18 protein-coding genes are annotated in these 23,367 nt (G+C 63.0%); 4 read left to right on the top strand and 14 right to left on the bottom strand.

Annotated elements, in window-relative coordinates; all coding sequences use genetic code 11:
* Positions 1 to 10 precede the first annotated feature (10 nt).
* Entirely contained in the window at positions 11 to 778 is a 768-nt protein-coding gene (locus HWE17_RS03325) for a TOBE domain-containing protein (protein WP_176387901.1), read from the top strand.
* A 91-nt stretch (positions 779 to 869) separates the two neighbouring features.
* Here the strand turns inward: HWE17_RS03325 and HWE17_RS03320 are convergent, their stop codons facing one another.
* Positions 870 to 3,944 (bottom strand): response regulator, encoded by a 3,075-nt coding sequence (locus HWE17_RS03320; RefSeq protein WP_176387806.1) that lies wholly within the window; start codon positions 3,942 to 3,944, stop codon positions 870 to 872.
* A 239-nt stretch (positions 3,945 to 4,183) separates the two neighbouring features.
* On the opposite strand from HWE17_RS03320, the gene fnr reads away from it, so the two are divergent.
* Complete coding sequence (gene fnr, locus HWE17_RS03315; RefSeq protein WP_035823313.1) at positions 4,184 to 4,942, top strand: fumarate/nitrate reduction transcriptional regulator Fnr; 759 nt, start codon at positions 4,184 to 4,186, stop codon at positions 4,940 to 4,942.
* Between the two features lie 3 nt (positions 4,943 to 4,945).
* Here fnr and HWE17_RS03310 read toward each other — a convergent pair whose 3' ends face one another.
* The 6 genes from HWE17_RS03310 to ccoN all read right to left on the bottom strand — a co-directional run bounded on the left by HWE17_RS03310 (position 4,946) and on the right by ccoN (position 10,177).
* Entirely contained in the window at positions 4,946 to 5,470 is a 525-nt protein-coding gene (locus HWE17_RS03310; RefSeq protein ID WP_035823311.1) for a FixH family protein, read from the bottom strand.
* 146 nt (positions 5,471 to 5,616) lie between these two features.
* On the bottom strand, positions 5,617 to 6,999 hold the full coding sequence (gene ccoG, locus HWE17_RS03305; protein WP_035823309.1) for a cytochrome c oxidase accessory protein CcoG: 1,383 nt from the start codon (positions 6,997 to 6,999) through the stop codon (positions 5,617 to 5,619).
* A gap of 2 nt (positions 7,000 to 7,001) precedes the next feature.
* Positions 7,002 to 7,922, bottom strand: coding sequence for a cytochrome-c oxidase, cbb3-type subunit III (gene ccoP, locus HWE17_RS03300; RefSeq protein WP_035823307.1), 921 nt, complete (start codon positions 7,920 to 7,922; stop codon positions 7,002 to 7,004).
* A complete protein-coding gene (locus tag HWE17_RS03295) occupies positions 7,915 to 8,118 on the bottom strand; it encodes a cbb3-type cytochrome c oxidase subunit 3 (RefSeq protein ID WP_035823305.1) in 204 nt (67 codons plus the stop codon). Before HWE17_RS03295 ends, ccoP begins: the two co-directional genes overlap by 8 nt.
* Position 8,119: 1 nt before the next feature.
* The gene (ccoO, locus tag HWE17_RS03290) at positions 8,120 to 8,734 is read right to left on the bottom strand and encodes a cytochrome-c oxidase, cbb3-type subunit II (RefSeq protein WP_035823296.1); all 615 of its coding nucleotides are present in this window, start codon (positions 8,732 to 8,734) and stop codon (positions 8,120 to 8,122) included.
* A 15-nt stretch (positions 8,735 to 8,749) separates the two neighbouring features.
* Positions 8,750 to 10,177, bottom strand: coding sequence for a cytochrome-c oxidase, cbb3-type subunit I (gene ccoN / locus HWE17_RS03285; protein WP_035823294.1), 1,428 nt, complete (start codon positions 10,175 to 10,177; stop codon positions 8,750 to 8,752).
* A gap of 245 nt (positions 10,178 to 10,422) precedes the next feature.
* Between ccoN and HWE17_RS03280 the strand changes: the two genes are divergently transcribed.
* The gene (locus HWE17_RS03280; protein WP_176387805.1) at positions 10,423 to 12,558 is read left to right on the top strand and encodes a DUF3274 domain-containing protein; all 2,136 of its coding nucleotides are present in this window, start codon (positions 10,423 to 10,425) and stop codon (positions 12,556 to 12,558) included.
* A complete protein-coding gene (locus HWE17_RS03275; RefSeq protein ID WP_176387804.1) occupies positions 12,558 to 14,030 on the top strand; it encodes a virulence factor in 1,473 nt (490 codons plus the stop codon). Before HWE17_RS03280 ends, HWE17_RS03275 begins: the two co-directional genes overlap by 1 nt.
* On the opposite strand, the gene ccoS is transcribed toward HWE17_RS03275, so the two are convergent.
* The 7 genes from ccoS to yiaA form a co-directional block, all read right to left on the bottom strand.
* A complete protein-coding gene (gene ccoS / locus HWE17_RS03270) occupies positions 14,018 to 14,194 on the bottom strand; it encodes a cbb3-type cytochrome oxidase assembly protein CcoS (protein WP_035823290.1) in 177 nt (58 codons plus the stop codon). The genes HWE17_RS03275 and ccoS overlap by 13 nt on opposite strands.
* Before the next feature lie 2 nt (positions 14,195 to 14,196).
* Entirely contained in the window at positions 14,197 to 16,623 is a 2,427-nt protein-coding gene (locus HWE17_RS03265; RefSeq protein ID WP_176387803.1) for a heavy metal translocating P-type ATPase, read from the bottom strand.
* Between the two features lie 22 nt (positions 16,624 to 16,645).
* Positions 16,646 to 17,401 (bottom strand): sulfite exporter TauE/SafE family protein, encoded by a 756-nt coding sequence (locus HWE17_RS03260; protein ID WP_176387802.1) that lies wholly within the window; start codon positions 17,399 to 17,401, stop codon positions 16,646 to 16,648.
* A gap of 9 nt (positions 17,402 to 17,410) precedes the next feature.
* Positions 17,411 to 18,859, bottom strand: coding sequence for an oxygen-independent coproporphyrinogen III oxidase (gene hemN / locus HWE17_RS03255; RefSeq protein WP_035823283.1), 1,449 nt, complete (start codon positions 18,857 to 18,859; stop codon positions 17,411 to 17,413).
* Between the two features lie 24 nt (positions 18,860 to 18,883).
* Complete coding sequence (locus tag HWE17_RS03250) at positions 18,884 to 20,551, bottom strand: PAS domain-containing methyl-accepting chemotaxis protein (RefSeq protein WP_176387801.1); 1,668 nt, start codon at positions 20,549 to 20,551, stop codon at positions 18,884 to 18,886.
* A gap of 195 nt (positions 20,552 to 20,746) precedes the next feature.
* Complete coding sequence (locus tag HWE17_RS03245; protein ID WP_176387800.1) at positions 20,747 to 22,855, bottom strand: EAL domain-containing protein; 2,109 nt, start codon at positions 22,853 to 22,855, stop codon at positions 20,747 to 20,749.
* 45 nt (positions 22,856 to 22,900) lie between these two features.
* On the bottom strand, positions 22,901 to 23,332 hold the full coding sequence (gene yiaA, locus HWE17_RS03240; RefSeq protein WP_176387799.1) for an inner membrane protein YiaA: 432 nt from the start codon (positions 23,330 to 23,332) through the stop codon (positions 22,901 to 22,903).
* Positions 23,333 to 23,367: the final 35 nt, after the last annotated feature.

Raw genomic sequence — 23,367 nt, 5'->3', positions numbered from 1 at the left:
CTCGGTATGGATGACGGTGGGCGGAGAAAACCTGGGCGGCGCCGGCCGGGTGGAATTGCTGGGCGCCATCGCCGAATGCGGCTCCATCACGCAGGCGGCCAAGCTCGTCAAGATGAGCTACAAGGCGGCCTGGGACGCCATCGATGCGATGAACAACCTGGCTGGCGAACCGCTGGTCGAGCGCCTGACGGGCGGCAAGGGCGGCGGCGGCACGCGGCTCACGCCACGGGGACGCCAGCTGGTCGACAATTTCCGCATCATCGAGCGCGAGCATGCCCGCTACCTGCGCCAGTTGGGCAGCCAGGCCGAAGGCATCGCCGACGACCTTTTACTCATACGGAGAATGGCCATGAAAACGACGGCGCGCAATCAATTCCTGGGCAAGGTGGCCGAACTGAAACAGGGCGCTGTCAACGACGAAGTCATCCTGGAATTGCCCGGTGGCCAGCACATCGTGGCCATCGTCACGCAGGGCAGCAGCACCAGCCTGGGCCTGGTGCCGGGCGCGGAAGCGTTCGCGCTGATCAAGGCTTCGTCCATCATCCTCGTGGCCGATAGCGAAGGCGCGCGCTTTTCCGCGCGCAACCAGCTGGCCGGCACGGTCACGCGCGTGCAGACGGGCGCCGTCAACACGGAAGTGGTGCTGGACTTGCCGCGCGGCGGCACGATTGCCGCCATCATCACGAATCAGAGCAGTACCGACCTGGGCATCGCGCTTGGCAGCAGCGTGACGGCGATGTTCAAGGCGTCGAGCGTGATTCTGGGTGTGCCCGCATAAGTGCGTAGGTCGGATTAGCGCAGCGTAATCCGACAACATTGTTGGCGCGTCCTGTCGGATTACGCGCGTAGCGCTAATCCGACCTACCCTTTTAATCTTTTAGCCGCGACAACCAATCTCCCGCCGCCACCAGCACCAGCTCCAGCTCCTGCGCCGTGTGCGCCAGCAGCGCCGGCACCTCATCAAGGCGTCCCGCGTCGATGGCTTCCTCGGTGGCGAACGCGGCGCGGATCAGGCGTTTCGTGCCCAGGGTGCCGACGGAGCCGCGCACGCTGTGCAGGATGCGCGCCACGTCGCTGTGGCGGCCAGCCTGCAACGCCGTTTCGGCGTCGCGCACGGGCGTCATGCCCTTGTTCAGCGCGTCTTCGACCATGCGCCGCAGCACGCCGCGCCCCTTCGCGTCGCGTCCCATCACGCGCATCAGCGGCGCCATGGAAAACACTTCCTCATCGGCAACTGTCACCGGCTCGGCCGTCTGCACTGGCGGGCGCTTGGGCAGGTGGCGCAGGATGACTTCCATCATCTCTTCCACCACGACGGGCTTGGCGATGAAATCGCTGATGCCGGCCGTCATGCAGCGCTCGCGCTCGGACGCCAGCACGCCGGCCGTCATGGCGATCACGGGCAGGCCCAAGCGCAGTTCCGTGCGGATGATGTGGGTGGCGCTGAAACCGTCCATGACGGGCATCTGCATGTCCATCAGCACGATGTCGTAGCGCAGCGCTTCCGTGCGCAGCCGTTCCACGGCTTGCAAGCCGTCGCCCACCACGTCCAGGGTGGCGCCCATGTGTTCGAGGATGCCGCGCGCCACGGCCTGGTTCAAATGATTGTCTTCCACCAGCAGGAAATGCACGCCCGCCAGTTCCGTGCCCAGCGGCTGGTGCAGGATGCGCTGTTCGCCGCCGTCGTCCTTGGCGATCAGCGCCTGGTGCAGGGCGTCGAACAGGCTCGATCCCGTGATCGGCTTCATCAGCACGACGTCGGCCTCGGCCGCGCTGGAGATTTCCTCCAGGTGGTTGCGGGCGAATGCGTTGACCATCACCACGATGGGCTGGCGCTGGCCGCTGGCCGCCTGGCGGATGGCCTTGGCCGTGGCCAGGCCGTCCATGACGGGCATGTGCCAGTCGGCCAGCACCACGTCGTACGGTTGCTGCTGCGCCAGGCGTTCGCGGTACAGTTCGATGGCGGCAAAGCCGGAGTCCACTTCGTCGGCCAGCCAGCCCCACGCCTCGATCAGCTTGACGATCAGTTCGCGCGTGGTGCGGTTGTCGTCGGCCACCAGCAGGCGCAACTGTCCCAGGGCCGGCGTGCGCCGCGTTTCCGCCGGTTGCGCCAGCATCTCGAAGGGCACGCTGAACCAGAAGCGGCTGCCCTTGCCTTCGCTGCTGGCGACGGCGATGTCGCCGCCCATCATGTGGATCAGCTGCTTGCTGATGGCCAGGCCCAGGCCCGTGCCGCCGAAGCGCCGCGTGATGCTCTGGTCGCCCTGCGAAAACGCGGCGAACAGCTGCTGTTGCTGCAGTTCCGTCATGCCGATGCCCGTGTCGCGCACTTCGAAGCGCAGCCAGGCGCGGCCGCTCTCTCTCTCGGCCAGGCTGACGGCCACCACCACTTCGCCGCTCTCGGTAAATTTGATGGCGTTGCCGGCCAGGTTGACGAGGATTTGCTGCAGGCGCTGGGCGTCGCCCACCAGGCGCCGCGGCACGTCGGGTTCGACGGCGATGGCCAGTTCCAGTTCCTTTTCGCCCGCATTCATCGTCATCGTCGTGGCCAGGGTATTCATGACTTCGTCGAGGTCGAATTCGACGGGCGACAATTCCATGCGGCGCGCCTCGATCTTCGAATAGTCGAGCACGTCGTTGAGGATGCCCAGCAGCGACTGGCCCGCCACTCTGACCATGGTCAGATACTTGCGCTGTTCCGTGTCGAGTCTGGTATTGCCCAGCAAATACACCATGCCCAGCACGGCATTGAGGGGCGTGCGGATTTCATGGCTCATGTTGGCCACGAAATCGCTCTTCGCGCGGTTGGCCGCCTCGGCCCGGTCGCGTTCCTGCTCCAGCTCCGCCGCGCGCGCTTCGAGTTCCTGCTGCAGGCGGTCGCGTTCGCTCATCAGGCCGTTGAACGCTTCCGTCAGCTCGCCGATCTCGTCGCGCTGCTGCACCGGCACGGGGGTAAAACGGCTGCCGCTGGTGCGTAGGGCCAGCAGGGTGTCGCGCAGGCGCACCAGCGGCGACAGCAGGCGCACGGTGACCCAGCCCAGAACAAAGGCAGCCAGCAGCGAGGCGAGGATGCTCCACAGCACCAGCCGGTACAGCACGCCATCGAATGGTTCGAAGGCATCGTCGACGGGCAGCGAGCTGGCCAGCAGCCAGTTCACCGATTTCAGGCGCTTGAAACTGTTGACTGCCGTGATGCCGCGGCTGTTGGTGCTGACCATGCTGCCTTCGCCATCTTCCTTCAGCAGCTGGGTCGTCGTCAGATTGGCGTTCGGCTGGCGCGGCTGCAGCAAACGGCTGGTATCGGGGTGCAGCACGTAGCGCGGCACGGCGCCGCGCGTGAGGATGAAGTAATAGCCGCTCTTGCCGACCTTTTCCGAGCGCAGGCGCCCCAGCAGATTGTCCTTGTACAGGCGCAGCACGCCGATCACCACGCCGGCCACCTGGCCATCGGCGGTGAGCACGGGCGCCACCATCTGCACGATGGGCATGCCGCTCGATTTACCGAGCATCGGCTCGGTGATCATGGGCTGGCGCGTGCGCAGGACGGTCTGGAAATACTCGCGCTCGGCAACGTTGATGCCGGCGCGCCCCGGCACTTCCGGCATGTCGGCCACGACGGCGCCTTGCGCGTCGAGCACCAGCACGTCGTCGAACAGCACCAGCATCGAGCGGCGCGAATAGTATTCGCGCAATTGGGCGGGCCGGGCGATCAGTTCCGGCGGCTGCTGCCGGGCCGTCAGGGTGACGATCTGCAGCAGCATGCCCAGCTTGTCGTCGAGCTCGGCAGCGGTACGGCTGATCAGGGATGACTGCTGGCTCAGCAGTACTTTAGTGAAATCGTCGCGCATGTGCTGCACCTGGATCATGGTGACCAGCGCGATCATGGCGATCGAGGTCAGGCTGGTGGCCAGCGCGACTTTTGCTTTGATGCCGAGAGGCTTCATGATTTCCTTTTCAGTACCGGGCGGCACAGGCGGCAAGTAATGCTGTCAGGAATTTTCCTATCAATGCCCCAGCTTGGCAAGCGGCGCCGCGCAAATTGCCCTCCCCGCATGGGCTTTTGACGATGTTGCCATATAATTAAAGTCGGAACGTCGTTTATTCAGCGAAATTGCGGTGAAATTGGCACACGGCAACCCTGTATGCAGTAAACTTGTTGTTGCATTTTCTAAAAGGTACCGACATGACTGAAGCGCTACTCACTCCAACCTTGCCTACAGTGAACGTGGAAGCGTTGCGTGCGCGATGCTCGACCTGCAGCATGCATCAATTGTGCCTGCCGATGGGCCTCGATATGGGCGACATGGACAGGCTGGACCAGATCATCGGCCGCCGCCGCAAGATCGTGCGCGGCGCCTCGCTGTTCCGTATCGGTGACTCGTTCCAGAATCTGTACGCGATCCGCCTGGGGCACTTCAAGACGTACCAGATCAATCCGGGCGGCGAAGAGCAGGTGACGGGCTTCCAGATGGCCGGCGAACTGCTGGGCATGGACGCCATCAGCGCCGACCGCCACCACTGTAATGCGGTGGCGCTGGAAGACAGCGAAGTGTGTGAAATCCCGTTTTCCAGCCTGGAACAATTGCTGGGCAATATGCCGACCTTGCTGCGCCATTTCCACCGCATGATGAGCCAGGAAATCACGCGCGAGCAAAGCGTCATGCTGTTGCTGGGCAATATGCAGGCGACGCAGCGTTTTGCCGCCTTTATCGTCAACCTGGCGTCGCGCTACGAAGCGCGCGGCTATTCGAGCAGCAAATTCCAGCTGCGCATGTCGCGCGAGGAAATCGGCAACTACCTGGGCCTGACCATCGAAAGCGTCAGCCGTTTATTGTCGAAATTCAAGAAGGAAGGCTGGCTGCGCGTCTCGAACCGAGAAATTGAAATCTTGCAGCCGGCAAAACTGAAGGCCATCACGGCCGGTACCGACGTCTGCAAATAAGGCTTACAGTTCCTCGTCGGCATGCAGTGCGATGCTGCGTTGCAGCGGCCAGGTCCAGATGCCGGACAGGCGCCACTCGCGCTTGTCGTTTTCCACCAGCACTTGCCAGCGGCTGCGCTCGAGCATCGGCAGCGCCACCGAGAAATTGCCGGCCGCATCGGGCCGCACCAGCAGCTTGATGTCCTTTTCCGGCAGCGTCGCATGCGCCAGGTGCAGCTGCAGCGGACCCTGGTAAGCTTTGCCGAAGCTGTGCACGGAACCACTGAGGCGCGCTGACGCCACGTCGTAGGACAAGCTGGTAGCCATCGCCAGGTCGCTGGCGATCGTGTCGCGCTTCAAATCCTGGTTGATCGCCTTGCCCTGCTTGTAATAGTCGCCCACCACCAGCGCATCGGGTTGCGTAAACGCGATATAGCCCATGAAGCTGCCGACGACCACGGACAGGCCGGGACCGATCATCAGCAGCCATGGCCAGCGATGCTTGTACCAGGGATCGGCGGGGGCTTGCAGTTTCAGACTGTCGGACATTTTGTTCTCCTTGGGGTCAGACCCTTTGGGTCTGACCCCAGCTTTTGCTTCTGGGTTGAAAATGCAGTAAACCTACCGCATGTTGAATGCTACCCCTACGGCGAAATACCGGGGTCGGACCCAGAGGGTCCGACCCCGAATCAACATCACCGCGGCACGATGAATACCGCGCTTTCACGCACATGCAGCGAGGGGTTGTCCAGCGATTGCAATTCGATCGCAATCTTGTTCGACCCCTTCTCGCCGACGCCGTGCGGCACGCGCAGGCGGATCGGCCAGCCCAGCGTTTCCGTCGGCTGCAAGGTCACTTCTTCGCGCGTCAGCAAGGTCAGGCCCGGCAAGCCGGAAGCGCTGATCTTGAAATGCTGGCTTTGCTCCGAGGTGTTCATGATCTGCAGGCGGTAGACGTTTTCGATCATGCCGTCTTCCACTTCGCGTCCCATCGAACCGCGGTCGCGGATCACGTCCATTTTCAGGGGCGTGCGCAGGGCCAGCGAGGTACATACGGCGATGATGATCAGGGCCAGGATGGAAGTGTAGATCAGGACGCGCGGGCGCATGGCGCGCTGGCGTATCTGCTTCGAATTGAAGTTGTTTTCCATCGCATGGTCGGTGCTGTAGCGTATCAGGCCACGCGGCCGCTCGACCTTGTCCATCACGCTGTTGCAGGCATCGACGCAGGCGGCGCAGCCGATGCATTCATACTGCAGGCCGTTGCGTATATCGATACCGGTCGGACACACCTGCACGCACAGGGTGCAATCGATGCAGTCGCCCAGCTTGTCGTTGTTGCCGGCCTTCTTGCTCATGGCGCCGCGTGGTTCGCCGCGCTTGGCATCGTAGGTGATGATCAGGGTGTCCTGGTCGAACATGGCGCTCTGGAAGCGCGCGTAGGGGCACATGTATTTGCACACCTGCTCGCGCAGCCAGCCCGCGTTGCCGTAGGTTGCCAGGCTGTAGAACAAGACCCAGAACCATTCCCAGGGACCGAAATTCAAGGTGGTCACCGACTGCGCCAGTTCCTTGATCGGCGTGAAGTAGCCGACAAAGGTAAAGCCCGTCCACAGGGCGATGGCGCCCCATGCCAGGTGCTTGGCCGTTTTCTTGAACGCCTTGCGCACGGAGGGGCCCTGCTTGTCGAGGGCCATGCGCGCGCTACGCGTACCCTCGATGCGGCGTTCGACCCACAGGAAAATTTCCGTGTATACCGTTTGCGGGCAAGAGAACCCGCACCACACCCGCCCGGCAATGGCCGTGACGAGGAACAACAAATACGCACAGATGATCAGCAGGGCCGCCAGATAGATGAAATCCTGGGGCCACAGCACGACGCCGAAAATGTAGAACTTGCGCGTGGTCAAATCGAACAGCAGGGCTTGCCTGCCATTCCAGGTCAACCACGGCAAGCCGTAGAACGCGAGCTGGGTAAGCCATACGCATACCCATCGCCAGGTAGCGTAGCGTCCTTTGGCCTCGCGAGGGTAGATTTGCTCGCGGGCCGCATACATCTTGATGACTTGAGGTTCCATTTTTACTTGGCGGGTGCCTGCGGATTCGACAGGCTCCAGACATACGCCGACAGCACGTGTACCTTGGATTCGCCGAGGAAATCGCTGAAGGCAGGCATGGTGTTGCTGCGTCCCTTGCGTACGGTTTCCATGATGGTGTCGGCGCTGCCGCCGTACAGCCAGGTCTTGTCCGTCAGGTTCGGCGCGCCGAGCATCTGGTTACCCTTGGCATCGGCGCCATGGCAGGCCATGCAGGCGCCAAACTTGGCCTTGCCCAGCACCGACTTGACGGGATCCGAGGTCGAACCGGACAGGCTCAGCACATAATGGGCCACGTTCTCGACATCCTTTTCGGAGCCCAGGGCGGCGCCCATCGGTGGCATCTGCCCATTGCGGCCGTGCAGGATGGTGGTCTTGATGATGTCGGGTTCGCCGCCATACAGCCAGTCCTTGTCCGTCAGGTTGGGGAAGCCCTTGTTGCCGCGCGCATCCGAACCGTGGCATTGCGCGCAGTAGGTCAGGAACAGACGCTGGCCGATGGCTTGCGCCTGCGGATCGGCGGCCACCGTCTTCAAGTCCTGGCTCAGGTACTTGTTGAACAGGGGACCGTAGTCGGCTTCCGCCTTCTTCAGCTCTTCCTCGTACTGGCCCGTCGATTTCCAGCCCAGGCTGCCGGCATAGTTGCCCAGGCCTGGATACAGGAACAGGTAGGCCAGCGCGAAGACGATGGTGATGTAGAACAACCACATCCACCAGCGCGGCATCGGCGTATTAAGTTCCTTCAAGTCCTCGTCCCAGACGTGGCCCGTGGTGCCGTCGGCAGGGGCGCCCTCGACCACTTTGATTTTCGACTGCGAGTACAGCAGCACGCCGCAGCCGATGATGCCCAGCAGGGACAGCACGACGATGTAGATATTCCAGAAGCCATTGGTAAAGTCAGCCATGGTGATGCTCCTTCGCCAGGTTCATCTCGGCCTCGGCCGGATAGTCGAGCGCGTCATCGGCGAACGGCAGGCGTGCCGCCGCGTCGAAGTCGCTGTTGCTGCGGCTGAACGTCCACCACAGGATGCCCACGAACGTCGTAAAGGAAACCACCGTCATGACGCTGCTGGCGCTGTCAAACAGGTTTTCGATTGCCATGCTAATTCCTTGTTTTGATTAATGTACCGAGGCCTTGCAGATAGGCGACCAGGGCGTCTTCTTCCGTCTTGTCCTGCAGCTGCGCGGGGCCGGCGGCGATCTCTTCATCGCTGTACGGCTGGCCCAGGCGTTTCAGGGCGCGCATCTTCGGCATGATTTCGTCAGGCACCAGCTTGGTCTTCGCCAGCCAGGGGTAGGACGGCATGTTCGACTCGGGCACCACGTCGCGCGGGTTGTTCAAGTGCGTGCGGTGCCATTCGTCGCTGTAGCGCGCGCCCACGCGGGCCAGGTCGGGCCCCGTGCGCTTGGAACCCCACTGGAACGGATGGTCGTAGACGAATTCGCCAGCGACCGAATAGTGGCCATAGCGTTCCGTTTCCGCGCGCAGCGGACGCACCATCTGCGAGTGGCAGTTGTAGCAGCCTTCGCGCACGTAAATGTCGCGGCCCGCCAGGCGCAGCGGCGAATACGGCTTCAGGCCGGCGACCGGCTCCGTCGTGCTCTTCTGGAAGAACAGGGGAACGATCTCGACGGCGCCGCCGATGCTGATCACCACCGTGACCAGGGCGATCAGCAGCCAGGGGTTTCTCTCAATCCATGCATGTGAAAATTTCATTTGCTTATGCTCCTATCAGGCGTGCGCCGCGTTCAGTTCCGGAATGCGGGCGACGGGGAGTTTGCTGCCGCGCAAGGTCATCCAGGTGTTGTAGCCCATGATGCACATACCCGACAGGTACAGCAGGCCACCGGCCACGCGCACCACGTAGTACGGATACGTCGCTTTCACGCTCTCGACAAAGGTGTAGGTCAGGGTGCCGTCCGGATTGACCGCGCGCCACATCAGGCCCTGCATCACGCCGGCGATCCACATGGCGGCGATGTACAGCACGATGCCGATGGTGGCCACCCAGAAGTGCACGTCGACCAGGCGCGTGCTGTGCATCTGCGTGCGGCCCGCCAGGCGTGGCAGCAGATAGTAGATCGAACCCATGGTGATGAAGCCCACCCAGCCCAGAGCGCCCGCATGCACGTGGGCAACGGTCCAGTCGGTGTAGTGCGACAGCGAGTTGATGGTCTTGATCGACATCATCGGACCTTCGAAGGTGGCGATGCCGTAGAACGACAGCGAGACGATCATGAATTTCAGGATCGGATCGGTGCGCAGCTTGTGCCAGGCGCCCGACAGGGTCATGATGCCGTTGATCATGCCGCCCCAGCTTGGTGCCAGCAGGACCAGCGAGAAGACCATGCCGATCGATTGCGTCCAGTCAGGCAATGCCGTGTAGTGCAGGTGATGCGGGCCGGCCCACATGTAGGTGAAGATCAGCGCCCAGAAGTGGACGATCGACAAACGGTACGAGTACACGGGGCGCTCGGCCTGTTTCGGGATGAAGTAGTAAACCATGCCCAGGTAGCCGGCGGTCAGGATGAAACCCACCGCGTTATGGCCGTACCACCACTGGATCATGGCGTCCTGCACGCCCGCATAGGCGGAATACGATTTCGTGAACGAGGCTGGCATGACGGCGCCATTGACCACGTGCAAAATCGTCACGGCCAGGATGTAGGCGCCGAAGAACCAGTTGGCCACGTAGATATGCTTGACCTTGCGCTTGATCAGCGTGCCGAAGAACACGATGGCGTAGGCGATCCAGACGATGGCGATGAGGATGGCGATAGGCCATTCCAGTTCCGCGTATTCCTTGCCGCGTGTCATGCCCATGGGCAGGGTGACGACGGCGCACAGGATCACCGCTTGCCAGCCCCAGAACGTGAAGGCGGCCAGTTTGTCGGAAAACAGGCGCACCTGGCAGGTGCGTTGGACAACGTAGTACGAGGTAGCGAACAGGCCGCAGATGCCGAAGGCGAAAATCACTGCATTCGTGTGCAGCGGACGCAAGCGTCCGTATGTCAGCCATGGTATATCGAGGTTCAGGGCAGGCCAGGCCAGCTGAGCGGCGATGATAACGCCAACCAGCATGCCGATGATGCCCCATACCACAGTAGCGACCGCGAATTGCTTCACGATCTTGTAGTTATAGTTCAGCGATTGATCCACAAAGACTCTCCCTGGAATTACTATTTATGATGGTGGCCAGAGAGTAAGTGTTTGACCGAGAAAAAACTTTGATGTGGATCAAAATTCCCCGGATGAAATAAGCGTAGCGAACTGGCATCGAAATAAAGTGATATTTCGGTCAAAAAAGCCATGCAAGATCCCTGCAACAGGGGCTTGATGTGGCGTAAAACGTGCATGGCGGCAAGGGCTTACAGTGGCGAGTCCAGACACGCCCAAGGCCCGCCATGGAAGACCCTGAACGCTGCGACCCGTTGGATGCCCAGGTGGACCTGCTCGTCGGCAAGGCCGATGGCACGACCCTGTTCGATCACGGCAAGCTCGCTTGCCTGGTGCAGGCGCCGTTGCCGGGCATCGTCATCTTCGTGCATGGCGTCAATTCCGACGGCGAGTGGTACCGCGCGGCCGAAGCCGGCCTGTGCGCCGGCCTGAACACGCGCATGAAGCGCTGCGACGAGCACATGGCGCATGCCACGGCGCAGGGCGGGCAGTTGACGCCGGTGAGCTATCGGAGCGAGCTGAGCGATGACGGCTACGTCGATCCCGACTATACGGCCAGCACCTTTATCGCGCCGCCAGCGCATTTTTCCCCCGTGATCCAGTTCCGCTGGGGCTACAAGGCCAGCGACAGGGAGTTGCAGGCGTATGGCGATTCGGTCTACCTGAACGAACACGCTTACTGGGGCGGCGGCCCGTTCGCGAATGGCTGCTCATCGCTGCCGGATCTGTGGGGCGAGGGCTTGTCGGACGCCCTCTTCCTGTGGATACACATCGAACACCTCAATCCCGTCAACGACCGTATCGTGTATGCCTGTCCGCCGCGCCCCTACTTCGTGCTGGCGGCTTTGCGCCTGGCGCACCTGGTAGCGGCCATCCGCCAGCAGCAGGCCGACGTGCCGATTACCCTCGTCTGCCACAGCCAGGGCAATATGGTGGGCATGGCGGCCGCGTTTCTGGGCAACAAGATGGCTGACGTGAAAGATGCGGCAGGCAAAAGCGGCCGTTGCGTGGCCGATACTTATGTTTTATGTAATCCACCGTACAGCCTGTTGCGCAGAAACGACACCGAAGGCTGGTTGCAGGGGCAAGTCAGGGATGTCGATGGCAATGCGGGCCGGCAAAGCGGCAAGGCGCGCCGCCAGACCCTGGCGGCATTTTTCGACATCGTGCGTGGCCAGGCCAAGGAGCCGCCCCTGTCCGCCGCCTTGGCACGCATGGCCGCCAACGTGCGCCATGATTTCACCCTGGACAAGGACCGGGCCGCCTATGCCTGCGGCCCGCAGCCGACGACGCGCGGGCGCGTCACCCTGTATTGCAATCCGCACGACCAGGTGATTTCCGCCACACCCATCCAGGGCATCGGCTGGCTGGGTCTCAGCGCCGAAGAGATCAAGGCTACTTGCGGCGACGGCGTGTTCAGCCAGCGCGTCTTTGCACAGGGCTTTCCCGTCGGCAAGCACGATGACTATGATTATTGGAGCAATCACTACCGCCAGCCTACGCGGGGCAGCCCGGATTTTTGGCATCCTCCTTCGCCGATTTCCAAATATGATCCCAACAAGGGTATGCGCGCCAGCAGCAGCGAGGCGGGCAGGACGGCGACCAGGCGCACCGCCGCCGCCACCTCGGCCCTCATGCGGATGCTGAAGATCCCCATCCACGCCATCCCGCCCAACGACTGGCGCATCCCCGTGACGGCGCCCGCCTTGCCGGAAGTGTTTACACCGCAGGCCGTGCGCTTCGGTGTACCCAGCCCCAAGTTCGACCAGGATATTGATCCGCCCGGCACGCACCGCCAGGTGGGCAAGGTGCGCCCGGCAGGCGAGCCGTATGCCGATACAAGCGTGGGCGGCACGCCGCAGGGCGACCGCGATACCGAGGCGACATTGCGCTACGAAGACCATGCACGCCTGCGCATGAAGGCCCGCCGCGAGAAGCTGGACGGCAATGACGGCAAGGCCATGATGGAAGACGACCTGTCCACCGCCACGCCGGAATATTTGCAATGGCGCAAGCAGGAAATCCAGGGGCAACTGGCGGCCACCTGCGACACGCATGCGACCGATCACTCCACCATCCTGACCAATCCGCAGCACGCGGAAAAGGCGCTGGCGTATGACGTGGCGATTGGGGTGGGGCATATCAGCGAGGAGGCGATGCGAGAGTTGAGAGTGATTGCGGATTGGCGTCTATTAATTGACCTAGATAAAAATGATACCAATAAAATATTTCTTGAATATTTCACTTTTGGGTTGTTCAAGGAACTCCCATTGCTGGATTGGGTGCGTCTTGATGGCAGCTCGGGAAGCATGCCTATTGAGATAGTAGATGAGCGTATGTACAAGCGCCCGGAGACATCCTGATGCGCAACTTGATTGCTACCTTTCCGCGCCGGTTGGGTTGGAGCATGTGCGTATTCAGTCTTGCGTCTGGTATTGCACTCTGGTCTGTATTGCAGACCGGGCCAATCGATGTTCCTCTTGAAGGAGGATTGCTGATGAAACGACTATTGTTGATGCCTGCATTACTGGCGCTTGCCGTGCTTTTTTTAACGTCGGCCAGCGCCAGCAAGGTGCCTGTTGCTGCACCGGTTGCCGCCGTCGTACCCGCCGTGCCCGCGCAGCCATATATGGCGCAGGTCGTAGGCGTGCAGTGGCTCAATCCCCTGCAGCGGCGCGATTATCCGACGGAATGGCAACTGCTGTGGACACTGGGTCTGGCCAAGCCAAACAAGGACGATAGCAAAGTGAAAGAGAACCCTGTGCGTTTTGGTAAGGTGCAATCAATCGGTGTGATCGCTTCTGGTCATGAGGGCAGGGAAACGTTTGAGGGATATCACGAAAAATATGCTTTTACACTGATCACTCGTTTCCGTGACATTTATTTCTCAAGCGCAGAATATTTTTACAACGCCCATTCGCTGACCGACAAATCCACGCGCCGTGAACTGGCCGGCATTCGCGTCGAATACGCACTGCCTGCGGGACGTCTCGATCCCATAGAAGCCGGAGAATATGTGCAGGATACAATCAGGCGCGCCTTCAGCATCGGCAACCCCTCCTTCCCCGATTCCTGGACCACGGCCACGCCGCCCGACGTGCGCGTCACCATGGGCGGCGCGAATGCGGGCTTTACGTCCCTGGCGGCGGGCCTGGCTTACCTGCAGGCCAATCCCGACAAGACGGTGTGGGTGATGAACTGGGATGCGCCCAGCTATCCGCCCAAGGATGAGCAGATCAATGAAAACATGGTCTTGCTGGTGCTGGCCGGCCCTGGCTACAAGACGGAGCGTGCGCCGCTGGCCTGGCTGGGCTTTCCCGCCACGCGCCAGGTCGCCGATTTCACCGCCGACAAGGGACAATCCCCGCGCGCCGTGCAGGCCTGGAGCGCTGCCATCGACGCTGCCGCCCGCAACGCGCAATTGAATGACGATGCCATCGGCTACGTCATCCACGATGCCGGCGCCGCCTATCCTGTTTCGTCAGAACGGCTCGGCCCGCTGGCGCAAAGCCTGACGCAGCAATTGCCCGACTTCGATTTCAACCAGCAGACGTTCAACATGCCGGCCTTGCTGGGCGAAACGGGCGCTGGCACGGCGCTGACGAACGTGGCGCTGGCCATCGCCCATGCCAACCACGTGGGCCGGCCCGTGCTGGTGGCGGGCAGCAGCGACAGCGAAAGTGTGACAGCCGTGGTGGTGGCGCCGCCGGCCGTGGTACGGCCCATCGACCACGAACAGCCATGGTTTCGCGCGCGCGGCGGCAATACCGTGTTTTTACCGTGGTGGGGCCGGCGCTTCGATGCGCGGCCGGGGTCGCAGGGTTATTCGCGCTGAGGCGGCGTGGCGTCGGGCGCTGGGGTATCGTCGTCCTGCAAGACGCGCAGGCCCGGTCCGACGAGGTCGTCGAACTGGCCGCTGTCCGAGGCCGTGAAATACACCCACAGGGCGATGAAGACGACGACGACGCTCAAGGGGATGAGAAGATACAGTGCTTCCATGTTCAGGCTTTCCGCAGGCGCAGGGCGTTGGCGATGACGACGGCCGAGCTGGCAGCCATGCCGACGCCGGACAGCCAGGGGTTCAAAAAACCCAGCGCGGCGGCCGGGATGGCCGTCAGATTGTACAGGGTTGCCCAGCCCAGGTTTTCGCGGATGATGCGCATGCTGCGCGCGGCCGTCTTCGCCGTGTCGAGCACGGACACCAATTGGTTTGAGAGCAGCACCGTGTCCGCATGCGCCTGCGCCAGGGCGGCGCCGGAACCCATGGCGAACGACACGTCGGCGCCGCTCAGCACGGCCGCGTCGTTGATGCCGTCGCCCACCATCGCCACCACGGCGCCCGTCGCCTGCAACTGCTGCACGAAATCGAGCTTTTCGTCGGGCAGGCACTCGCCGCACGCCGTGTTGATGCCCAGTTCCGTCGCCACGCTTTGCGTCAGCGCTTCCTGGTCGCCACTGAGCAGCACGACTTGCTTGCCGCGCCGGTGGAAATACGCGACGACGTCGCGCGCTTCCGGGCGCAGCGCGTCGCTGAGTAAAAAGCGCGTCAGCCAGCGCCCCTGCGTGCCCAGGTACAGCGGCGTCATGCCCTGCATGCCGACGGCCGTGTCACCCAGCGGCGGACCGGCGATGGCGGCGACAAAGGCCGCGTTGCCCAAGCGGTAGCGCACGCCGTCGACGACGCCTTCGAGTCCCTGGCCCTGCACTTCCTGCAACTGTTCTGCGTGCGTGCGTGGCTGTTCCTTGGCTGCTGCCAGGATCGCCTGCGCCAGCGGATGGGCGCTACCCGCTTCCAGCGCGGCGGCCACTTGCAGGCAGGCGTCCTCGCTCAGGCTGCCAAGTCCCTCGATTTGCCGCAGCACGGGCCGGCCCAGGGTCAGTGTCCCCGTCTTGTCGAAGACGATGTGGGTGGCGCGGTGCAGGGTTTCCAGCACATGCGGCTGGACGATCAGCACGCCGCGCCGCAGCAGGCTGTCGGTGGCGGCCGCCAGCGCCGTCGGCGTGGCCAGCGACAGCGCGCACGGGCAGGACACGACCAGCACGGCAATTGCCACGGGCCAGGCCTGCGACGGGTCGTGCCAGCTCCAGAAGGCGAACACGGCGACGGCGAACAGCAACAGGCCCAGCACGAACCAGGCGGCCACTTTATCGGCCCACTGCGCGATCTGCGGCTTGCCGCTGCCGGCCCGCTCGATCAGTTTCAATAAATCGGACAGGGTGCTTTCGCGCGCCGGTTTGAGCACGCGCAAGATGAGCGCCGCGCTGGCGTTGATCGCCCCGCCCGGCACCTGTTCGCCTGTCTTGCGTCGCTGCGCCGCGCTCTCGCCCGTCAGCAGCGACAGGTCCAGCGCACTGCTCCCCTCGACGATGACGCTGTCGGCGGCGATCGCCTCGCCCGGTTTGACCAGAATCACGTCACCGACGGCCAGGCTGCCGGCCGGCACCAGGGTGGTGGCGCGGTTGTCGGGAAAGCCCGCCATCAAGGACGCGGAGGCGGGCAAGGCGTGCTGCAGGCGTTCCAGGGCCGAGGCGGCCTTGCGGCGCGCCTGCAGCTCGAAATAGCGGCTGCACAGCAGCAGGAAAATGAACATCGTGGCCGAGTCGTAATACACCTCGCCACGGCCCGTAAAGGTCGCCACCACGCTGCCGAAGAAGGCCGCCAGGATGCCCAGCGCAACGGGCACGTCCATGCCCAGGGTGCGTGCGCGCAAGCTGGCCCAGGCGCCCTGGAAAAACGGCATGGCGGAATAGCAGATGGCGGGCAAGGTGAGCAGCAAACTGGCCCAGCGCATGAGGCTGGCCATATTGTCGTCCAGGGTGCCATCCTCGGCCAGGTAGGACGGCGCCACGTACATCATCACCTGCATCATCGACAGGCCGGCGACGAACAGCTGGCGGCCCAAGGTTTTGCTGGCTTTTTGCAGGCGCTCGCCATGGCGCACGGCGTCATACGGATAGGCCGTGTAGCCCACTTGCCGCACGGCTTGCAGGATGTCGCCCGGTTCGCACTGGGCGCGGCTCCAGCGCACATACAGGCGCTCCGTGGCGACGTTCAGGCTGGCTGCCTGCACGCCGGGCAGGCGGGTTAATTGACGCTCGATCAGCCAGACGCAGGCGGCGCAGCGGATGCCTTCGACGGACAGGGTAGCTTCGCAGCTGCTGGCGTCGCGCGCGAATTGCGCGTCGTCATTGCTGTACAGGCGCAGTTCGGGCGGCACCATGGTCGCATCGGCGGCATTGACGGCGTATTCGTCGCGGTCGCGGTAGTACGCGCTCTGGCCGATGTCGACGATGGTTTGCGCCACGGCTTCGCAGCCGGGACAGCACATGGGGCGCGGCACGTCGTCGATGGTGACGAGCCAGCTGGAGCCGCTTGGCACGGGCAAGCCGCAATGGAAGCAGGCGGAGGGTTGTAGAACAGCATTCATAGGTTTGTTTTCATGCGTCTTTTCATGGATGGCCCGTGACGCACAGGGCGTCGAGCCAGCCCAGCGAGACGCCATTCGCGGCGCGCAGCAGGCCCAGCAAGCCAAAGCCCAGCACCAGCAAGCCGCTGGCGATGCGCACGGGACGGCGCTGCATCTGCGCGCGCAGCCGCGTACCCAGTAAACCCATGCCCAGCAGGGTGGGCAAGGTGCCCAGGCCGAAGGCGGCCATCGTGGCCGCGCCGTTCAGGGCCGAGCCTTGTATCATGGCCGTCAGCAGCGCGCTGTAGACCATGCCGCACGGCACCCAGCCCCACAGCCCGCCCACGGCCAGCGCTTTCAACGGCGTATCCATCGGCATCAGCGGTTTCAGCAGGGGACGCACGCGGCGCCAGACGACGTTGCCGGCCGCCTCCAGATGGGCCAGGCCGCGCCAGGCATCCATCAGGTACAGGCCCAAAGCAACGAGCATCAGGTTGGCCAGCCAGTAGCCGGCCACTTGCAGGGACGCCAGGTGCAGCATGCCCGCGCCCGCCAGGCTGCCGGCCATGGCGCCGGCCAGCATGTAGCTGACTATGCGCCCGCCGTTGTAGGCCAGCACGCGCAGCACGTTCGATTGCACTGCAGGCCGTGCCACGGCGATGGCGATCACGGGCCGTGTTGGGGCCGGTGCGCCGCCGCCCAGCGACAAGGCGCCGACGATGCCGCCGCACATGCCGATGCAGTGCACGCTGCCGGCCAGGCCGACCAGAAACATGGGCACGAGGCTGAGGGCGTTCATCGGGCGGTGTTACACCGTTTTCGAGTAGCGCAGCGGCTGCACCGCGTCCGGCGCCGTGTTGGCGCGCGCCAGGGTCAGGTAGCGGTCGAAGACCATGCAGATATTGCGTATCAACAAGCGCCCTTTCGGCGTGACCGTCAGCCAGTCTTCCTCGATGACGAGCAAGCCGTCGCGCGCCAGTTCGCGCAGCTTCTCCAGTTCGGCGGCGAAATAGCTGCGGAAGGTGACGGGGTGCGCTTGCTCGATGCTGGCGATCGACAGTTCGAAATTGCACATCAGCATCTGGATGATGATACGGCGCAACAAATCGTCCGTGTCGAGCTTGATGCCGCGTGCGATCGGCAGCACGCCTTCGTCGAGTTTTTCATAGTACGCGTCGAGCGTCTTCTCGTTCTGGCTGTAGACGGCGCCGACGGAGCTGATGGCCGACACGCCGCAGGCGATCAAGTCCGCCTCCGCGCGCGTCGAGTATCCCTGGAAGTTGCGGTGCAAACGGCCCTGGCGCTGCGCCACGGCCAGGTCGTCCGTCGGCTTGGCGAAATGATCCATGCCGATGTAGACATAGCCGGCGGCCGTCAGGCGCGCGATGCACAGGCCCAGCATGGCCAGCTTGGTGGCGCTGTCGGGCATGTCGGCGTCGAGGATGCGGCGCTGCGGCTTGAACAGATGCGGCATGTGCGCGTAATGGTACAGGGCGATGCGGTCCGGGCTGGCGTTGATCACCTTGCGCAGGGTTTCCGTCATCGTTTCCAGGTTTTGCTTCGGCAAGCCATAGATCAGGTCGATGCTGATCGAGCGGAAACCGGCGTCGCGCGCCGCCTGCATGATGGCCACCGTTTCCGCTTCCGGCTGGATGCGGTTGACGGCTTTTTGCACGTCGGCGTCGAAATCCTGCACGCCCAGGCTGATGCGGTTAAAACCTTGCGCGCGCAGCGAGAACACGCGCTCGCGCGAGACGGTGCGCGGGTCGATCTCGATCGAATATTCGCCGTCTTCATCGGAAGCGAACTCGAAATGCTGGCGCAAATGCGCCATCAGTTCGTCCATCTGCTTTTCGCTCAGGTAAGTCGGCGTGCCGCCGCCGAAGTGCAATTGCTCGATCTGGTTCATGCCGGCAAACAGCTTGCCCTGCATGGCGATTTCCTGCTTTAAATAGCTGAGATAGGTGGCGGCCTTGCTGCGGTCTTTCGTGATGATCTTGTTGCAGGCGCAGTAGTAGCACAGGGTATCGCAGAACGGCACGTGCACGTACAGCGACAGCGGACGGCGGCCGCCGCGCATGCGCAGGGCGGCCAGCGCTTCGAGGAAGTTGCCATAGCCAAAGTCGGCATTGAAACGGTCGGCGGTCGGGTAGGACGTGTAGCGCGGGCCGGACTGGCTCATCTTGCCGATGATGACCGGGTCGAATTCGACGACGGCGTCCAGGTCGGCGGAAGCACTGCTGAGTAGTGTAGGCATGATGTGTATGAAGTCTTGAAAGGTTTAGGCGGCCAGGCGTTTCATGGCGGGTTTGCCGGCGTTCGCGGCGCCTGCGGCACCCGATTTGCCGCCAGGCATGGCGACGCGGCGCGGTGGCGGCATCTTGCCGAAATTGAACAGGCTCACGGCTTGCGACAGGCTGGCCGCTTCTTCCGCCAGGCGCGTGGCGGCGGCGGCGGCTTCTTCCACCAGGGCCGCGTTCTGCTGCGTCACCTGGTCCATGTGGGCGATGGCCTGGTTGACCTGGTCGACGCCGATGCTCTGTTCGCGCGAAGCGATGGAAATTTCCTGCATGATGGCCGTCACCTGCTTGACGGAGCTGACCACCTGCTCCATGGTGGCGCCGGCGCGGTTCACCTGCAGCATGCCGGCGCCCACCTTGCCGACGGAAATTTCAATCAGTTGCTTGATGTCCTTGGCTGCCACCGACGAGCGCTGCGCCAGGTTGCGCACCTCGCCCGCCACGACGGCAAACCCCCTGCCCTGCTCGCCGGCGCGCGCCGCTTCCACGGCCGCGTTCAGGGCCAGGATGTTGGTCTGGAAGGCGATGCCTTCGATCAGGCCGATGATGTCGACGATTTTCTTCGACGAAGTGTTGATGTCGTCCATGGTGGTGATCACTTCGGAGACGATCTCGCCGCCCTGCACGGCCACTTTCGAGGCGGCCACGGCCAGTTCATTCGCCTGCACGGAATTGTCCGCGTTCTGTTTCACGGTCGACGAGAATTCCTCGATGCTCGAGGCCGTCTCTTCCAGGCTGGCCGCCTGCGATTCCGTGCGGCCGGACAAGTCCATATTGCCGACGGCGATCTGCCTGGTGGCCACGGCCATGGTTTCCACGTTGATGCGCACGTCGCGGATGGTGGCGATCAGGTTGCTGTTCATCTGTTGCAGCGCGCGCAGCAATTGCCCCATTTCATCCGTGCTGTCCGTTTCAAAACTGCCCGACAGGTCGCCGGCGGCAATCGCCCGCGCGCCGTTCAGGGCCTTGCCCAGCGGTTTCAGCACGGACATGCGCAAGGTGTACCAGAGGAAAACGTTGATCAGGAAGCCGAACAGGGTGGCGCCGAAGATGGCGTAATTGGTGATCTTGCCGCCGCTGGCGAACAGGCTGATGACGCACACCAGCAGTTGCAGACAGTTGACGATGGACGTGGCGGCCCAGATGCGCAGGTTGAGCGACATGTGCGTCAGCTTGTGCAGCAGGTGCGCCACGCCCGGGCGCACGATCTGCCCGTTCTTGATGACGATGTTGCCGCCTTCCTTGTTGCGGATGGCCGCATAGGCTTCCTCGGCCGCCTTGACCTGCTCCTTGTCCGCCTTGACGCGCACCGACATATAGCCGATGGTCTTGCCCGCTTCGCGGATCGGCGTGACGTTGGCGCGCACCCAGTAAAAGTCGCCGTTCTTGCAGCGGTTCTTGACCAGGCCCGTCCACGGCGTGCCGGCCTGGATCGAGGCCCACAGGTCGGCAAATGCTTCGGCCGGCATGTCCGGGTGGCGCACGATGTTCTGGGGCGAACCGAGCAGCTCGGCTTCGCTGAAGCCGCTGACCTGGCTGAAGTACGGGTTCACATAGACGATATTGCCGTTCATATCCGTTTTCGACACGATGGCCTGATCGTCCAGGACGAGGACTTCACGGTTAGTCACTGGCAAATTTTGTCGCATGGTCGCGGCTTCCTGATCAGTTAAATAGGCAATTGGTGAGTAAGACTTGCACGATTGCAAGAATGGAGATCAGTGTAAGGAGTCGCCTGCGCAAATTTATTGATGTAGATCAAAATCCTCCAGATTGGTCGTGCTTGCACGCATTTAGCGATAGCAATGCGGCATTGTTTTAAAGTTACTGGTTGCCGACGGGGGCTAATCCACGCCCGCCGTCAGCGGACGCAGGCTGCCCACGGCGTAGCCTTGCGCGTAGTCGATGCCCAGTTCGCGGATGACGGCCAGGGTGGCATCGTCTTCCACGTATTCGGCCACCGTTTTCAAGCCCATCACGTGGCCCACTTCATTGATGGCCTTGACCATGGCGCGGTTGATGGCGTTGCTGGCGATGTCGCGCACGAAGACACCGTCGATCTTCAGGTAATCGACGGGCAGCGCCTTCAGGTAGCCGAACGAGGAAAAGCCGCTGCCGAAGTCGTCGAGCGAGAAGCGGCAACCCATGGCCTTGAGCTGGCGCATGAACACTTGCGCCTTGGGCAGGTTGGCGATGACGGCCGTTTCCGTGATTTCAAAGCAGATTTGTTCGGGCGCGATGGCGAACTGCACGAACTGCTCGGTGATGTAATCGTGCAAGCCGGCATCGGCCAGCGACATGCCCGACAGGTTGACGGAATACAGGGCCGGTGCGCGGCGCCGGCTTTCCGCCATCGCTTCGAGCGGCGGCAGGCTGTCGCGCACGCTTTCGATATGCGCGCAGACGGCGCGGATGACCCAGCGGTCGATGGACAGCATCATGTCGTAGCGTTCGGCGGCGGGGATAAAGGCGCCCGGCAAGATCAGGTCGCCCTGGCCGTTGCGAATGCGGATCAGCACTTCGTCGTGGTGTTCCCGGCTGTCGTGCAGGTGCACGATGGGCATGGCGTACAGGCGGAAATAATCGTGCGCGAACGCTTCGTTCAGGCGTGAAATCCACAGCATTTCGCCATGCCGCTGCGCCAGCATGACGTCGGACTCCTGGTAGACGTGGATGCGGTTGCGGCCTTGCTCCTTGGCCAGGTAGCAGGCCTGGTCGGCCGCGCTCAGCAGCTCGCTCATGGACTTGCTGTCCTGGCTGATTTCGACCATGCCGATGCTCACGCCCAGCTCAAAACTGCGGCTATCCCAGGCGAAACGGAAATCGCGGATGGACTGGCGCAGCTGTTCGCCGATGACGCGCGCGTGATCGAGCGGACAGTGCGGCAGCAGCACGCCCAGTTCGTCGCCGCCGAGGCGCGCCAGGATGTCGCTGTCGCGCATTTGGGCCTGCAGCATTTTCGCCAGCAACTGCAGCAGCACGTCGCCGGCGCCATGGCCGCAGGTATCGTTGATGACCTTGAACTGATCCAGATCCAGGTACAGCAGCGCATGCACATGGCCTTCTTCCTTGGCTGTGTGCAGGGCGCCAGCGACCAGATGCTCGAATTCGCGCCGGTTGATCAGACCCGTCAGGGTGTCGTGCGTGGCGTGCCACGACAGTTGCTGGCTCAGCTTGCGCTCGTGGCTGACGTCGCGGAACACGACGACGGCGCCGAGGATGTCGCCATTGCGCGCCCAGATGGGCGCGGCCGAGTCTTCCACGGCGATGCGCCGCCCGTCGCGTGTGACCAGCTGCGCATGCGTGGAAATGCCGATGGCCTGGCGCTGGCGCAAGCACTTGAGGGCCACGTGGTCGAGCGGCGCACCCGTGTGTTCATCGACGAGGTTCAGGGTTTCCCAGATGTCCATGCCCTGGGCCAGCTCGTTGCTCCAGCCCGTCAATTGTTCGGCCACCCGGTTCAGGTAGCGGGTCTTGCCGAACGGATCGGTGGTGATGACGCCGTCGCCGATGGAGCTGAGCGTCACTTCGGCCAGCTCCTTGCTCTCGGCGATCATCAGTTCACGCAACATGTGCTCGGTGATATCCCAGATGATGCCCAGGGTGCGGTCGGGATGCCCGGCGGCATCCGTAAAGATGTGCGCCTTGGCCGCCAGCCAGTGTTCGCTGCCATCGGGCCAGATGACGCGGTATTGCACGTCGTAGCCGCCGCGCCGGCGCACGCCGTCCTGCAACACACCGAGCACCTTGTCGCGGTCGTCGGCGTGCACGCAGTCGAGAAAGCTGCGAAATGGTTGCGTCAGCGGGCGCTCTTCCAGGCCCAGCAAGGTGGCGCCCCTGGCCGACCAGCTGACCGTGCCGTCGATCACCTGGCCGTCGACGATGCGCGAATCCCAGATCGCCATATGCGCCGCTTCCAGTGCCATCTGCAAACGTTTTTGCTGGTCGCTCATCGTCTTCTCCCTGCACGGATACAGGGATAGATGCGCTGCTGCTATTTAAGTTCCCGGTATTTCGGCGGGCGTGGCGGCCGAGGCACGTGCCACGTCGCGCACATTCTTTTGCACGGCCACGGCGGCGAACAGACTGAGCAGGAATGCCATGGCATAGAAACCCTTCTCGCTGTTTTGCAGGGTGGCGTTCCACAGGCCGACCGTCAGCAGCAGCAAGGCCAGCAGCACGGAAATCCAGCACAGGCCAAAGTAAATCCCTGTCACGGCGATGCCCTCGGCACGGTCGCGCACGGATTTTTGCAGCGAGATGGCGGCGAACAGGCCATACATGAGGATCGTGAAGTAATAACCCTTCTCGTTGAGCGGCATGCTGGCGTTCCACAGGCCTGACAGATAGGTGATGACGCCGATCAGCAGTGCCGCCCAGGAGGCGCCGATAAAGGCGCTGCTGGGGCGTGGGGCGGGGGAAGAATGCATAGGGTCTCCATGGGCAGGCAGGCGCCGCCGGCATG

The organism is Janthinobacterium sp. BJB401 (assembly GCF_013372745.1).
GTDB lineage: Bacteria > Pseudomonadota > Gammaproteobacteria > Burkholderiales > Burkholderiaceae_D > Janthinobacterium > Janthinobacterium rivuli.
Note: the sequence above shows the minus strand (reverse complement) of the source record. Positions and strands in the feature narration are given on the sequence as shown.

Coding starts and splice junctions, on each gene's coding strand:
- HWE17_RS03280 (WP_176387805.1), top strand. CDS start 10,423: ATGGAAGACCCTGAACGCTGCGACCCGTTGGATGCCCAGGTGGACCTG.
- fnr (WP_035823313.1), top strand. CDS start 4,184: ATGACTGAAGCGCTACTCACTCCAACCTTGCCTACAGTGAACGTGGAA.
- ccoO (WP_035823296.1), bottom strand. CDS start 8,734: ATGAAATTTTCACATGCATGGATTGAGAGAAACCCCTGGCTGCTGATC.
- HWE17_RS03260 (WP_176387802.1), bottom strand. CDS start 17,401: ATGAACGCCCTCAGCCTCGTGCCCATGTTTCTGGTCGGCCTGGCCGGC.
- ccoS (WP_035823290.1), bottom strand. CDS start 14,194: ATGGAAGCACTGTATCTTCTCATCCCCTTGAGCGTCGTCGTCGTCTTC.
- HWE17_RS03325 (WP_176387901.1), top strand. CDS start 11: ATGACGGTGGGCGGAGAAAACCTGGGCGGCGCCGGCCGGGTGGAATTG.
- HWE17_RS03295 (WP_035823305.1), bottom strand. CDS start 8,118: ATGGCAATCGAAAACCTGTTTGACAGCGCCAGCAGCGTCATGACGGTG.
- HWE17_RS03275 (WP_176387804.1), top strand. CDS start 12,558: ATGCGCAACTTGATTGCTACCTTTCCGCGCCGGTTGGGTTGGAGCATG.
- ccoG (WP_035823309.1), bottom strand. CDS start 6,999: ATGGAACCTCAAGTCATCAAGATGTATGCGGCCCGCGAGCAAATCTAC.
- HWE17_RS03265 (WP_176387803.1), bottom strand. CDS start 16,623: ATGAATGCTGTTCTACAACCCTCCGCCTGCTTCCATTGCGGCTTGCCC.
- ccoP (WP_035823307.1), bottom strand. CDS start 7,922: ATGGCTGACTTTACCAATGGCTTCTGGAATATCTACATCGTCGTGCTG.
- hemN (WP_035823283.1), bottom strand. CDS start 18,859: ATGCCTACACTACTCAGCAGTGCTTCCGCCGACCTGGACGCCGTCGTC.
- HWE17_RS03320 (WP_176387806.1), bottom strand. CDS start 3,944: ATGAAGCCTCTCGGCATCAAAGCAAAAGTCGCGCTGGCCACCAGCCTG.
- HWE17_RS03250 (WP_176387801.1), bottom strand. CDS start 20,551: ATGCGACAAAATTTGCCAGTGACTAACCGTGAAGTCCTCGTCCTGGAC.
- HWE17_RS03310 (WP_035823311.1), bottom strand. CDS start 5,470: ATGTCCGACAGTCTGAAACTGCAAGCCCCCGCCGATCCCTGGTACAAG.
- HWE17_RS03245 (WP_176387800.1), bottom strand. CDS start 22,855: ATGAGCGACCAGCAAAAACGTTTGCAGATGGCACTGGAAGCGGCGCAT.
- yiaA (WP_176387799.1), bottom strand. CDS start 23,332: ATGCATTCTTCCCCCGCCCCACGCCCCAGCAGCGCCTTTATCGGCGCC.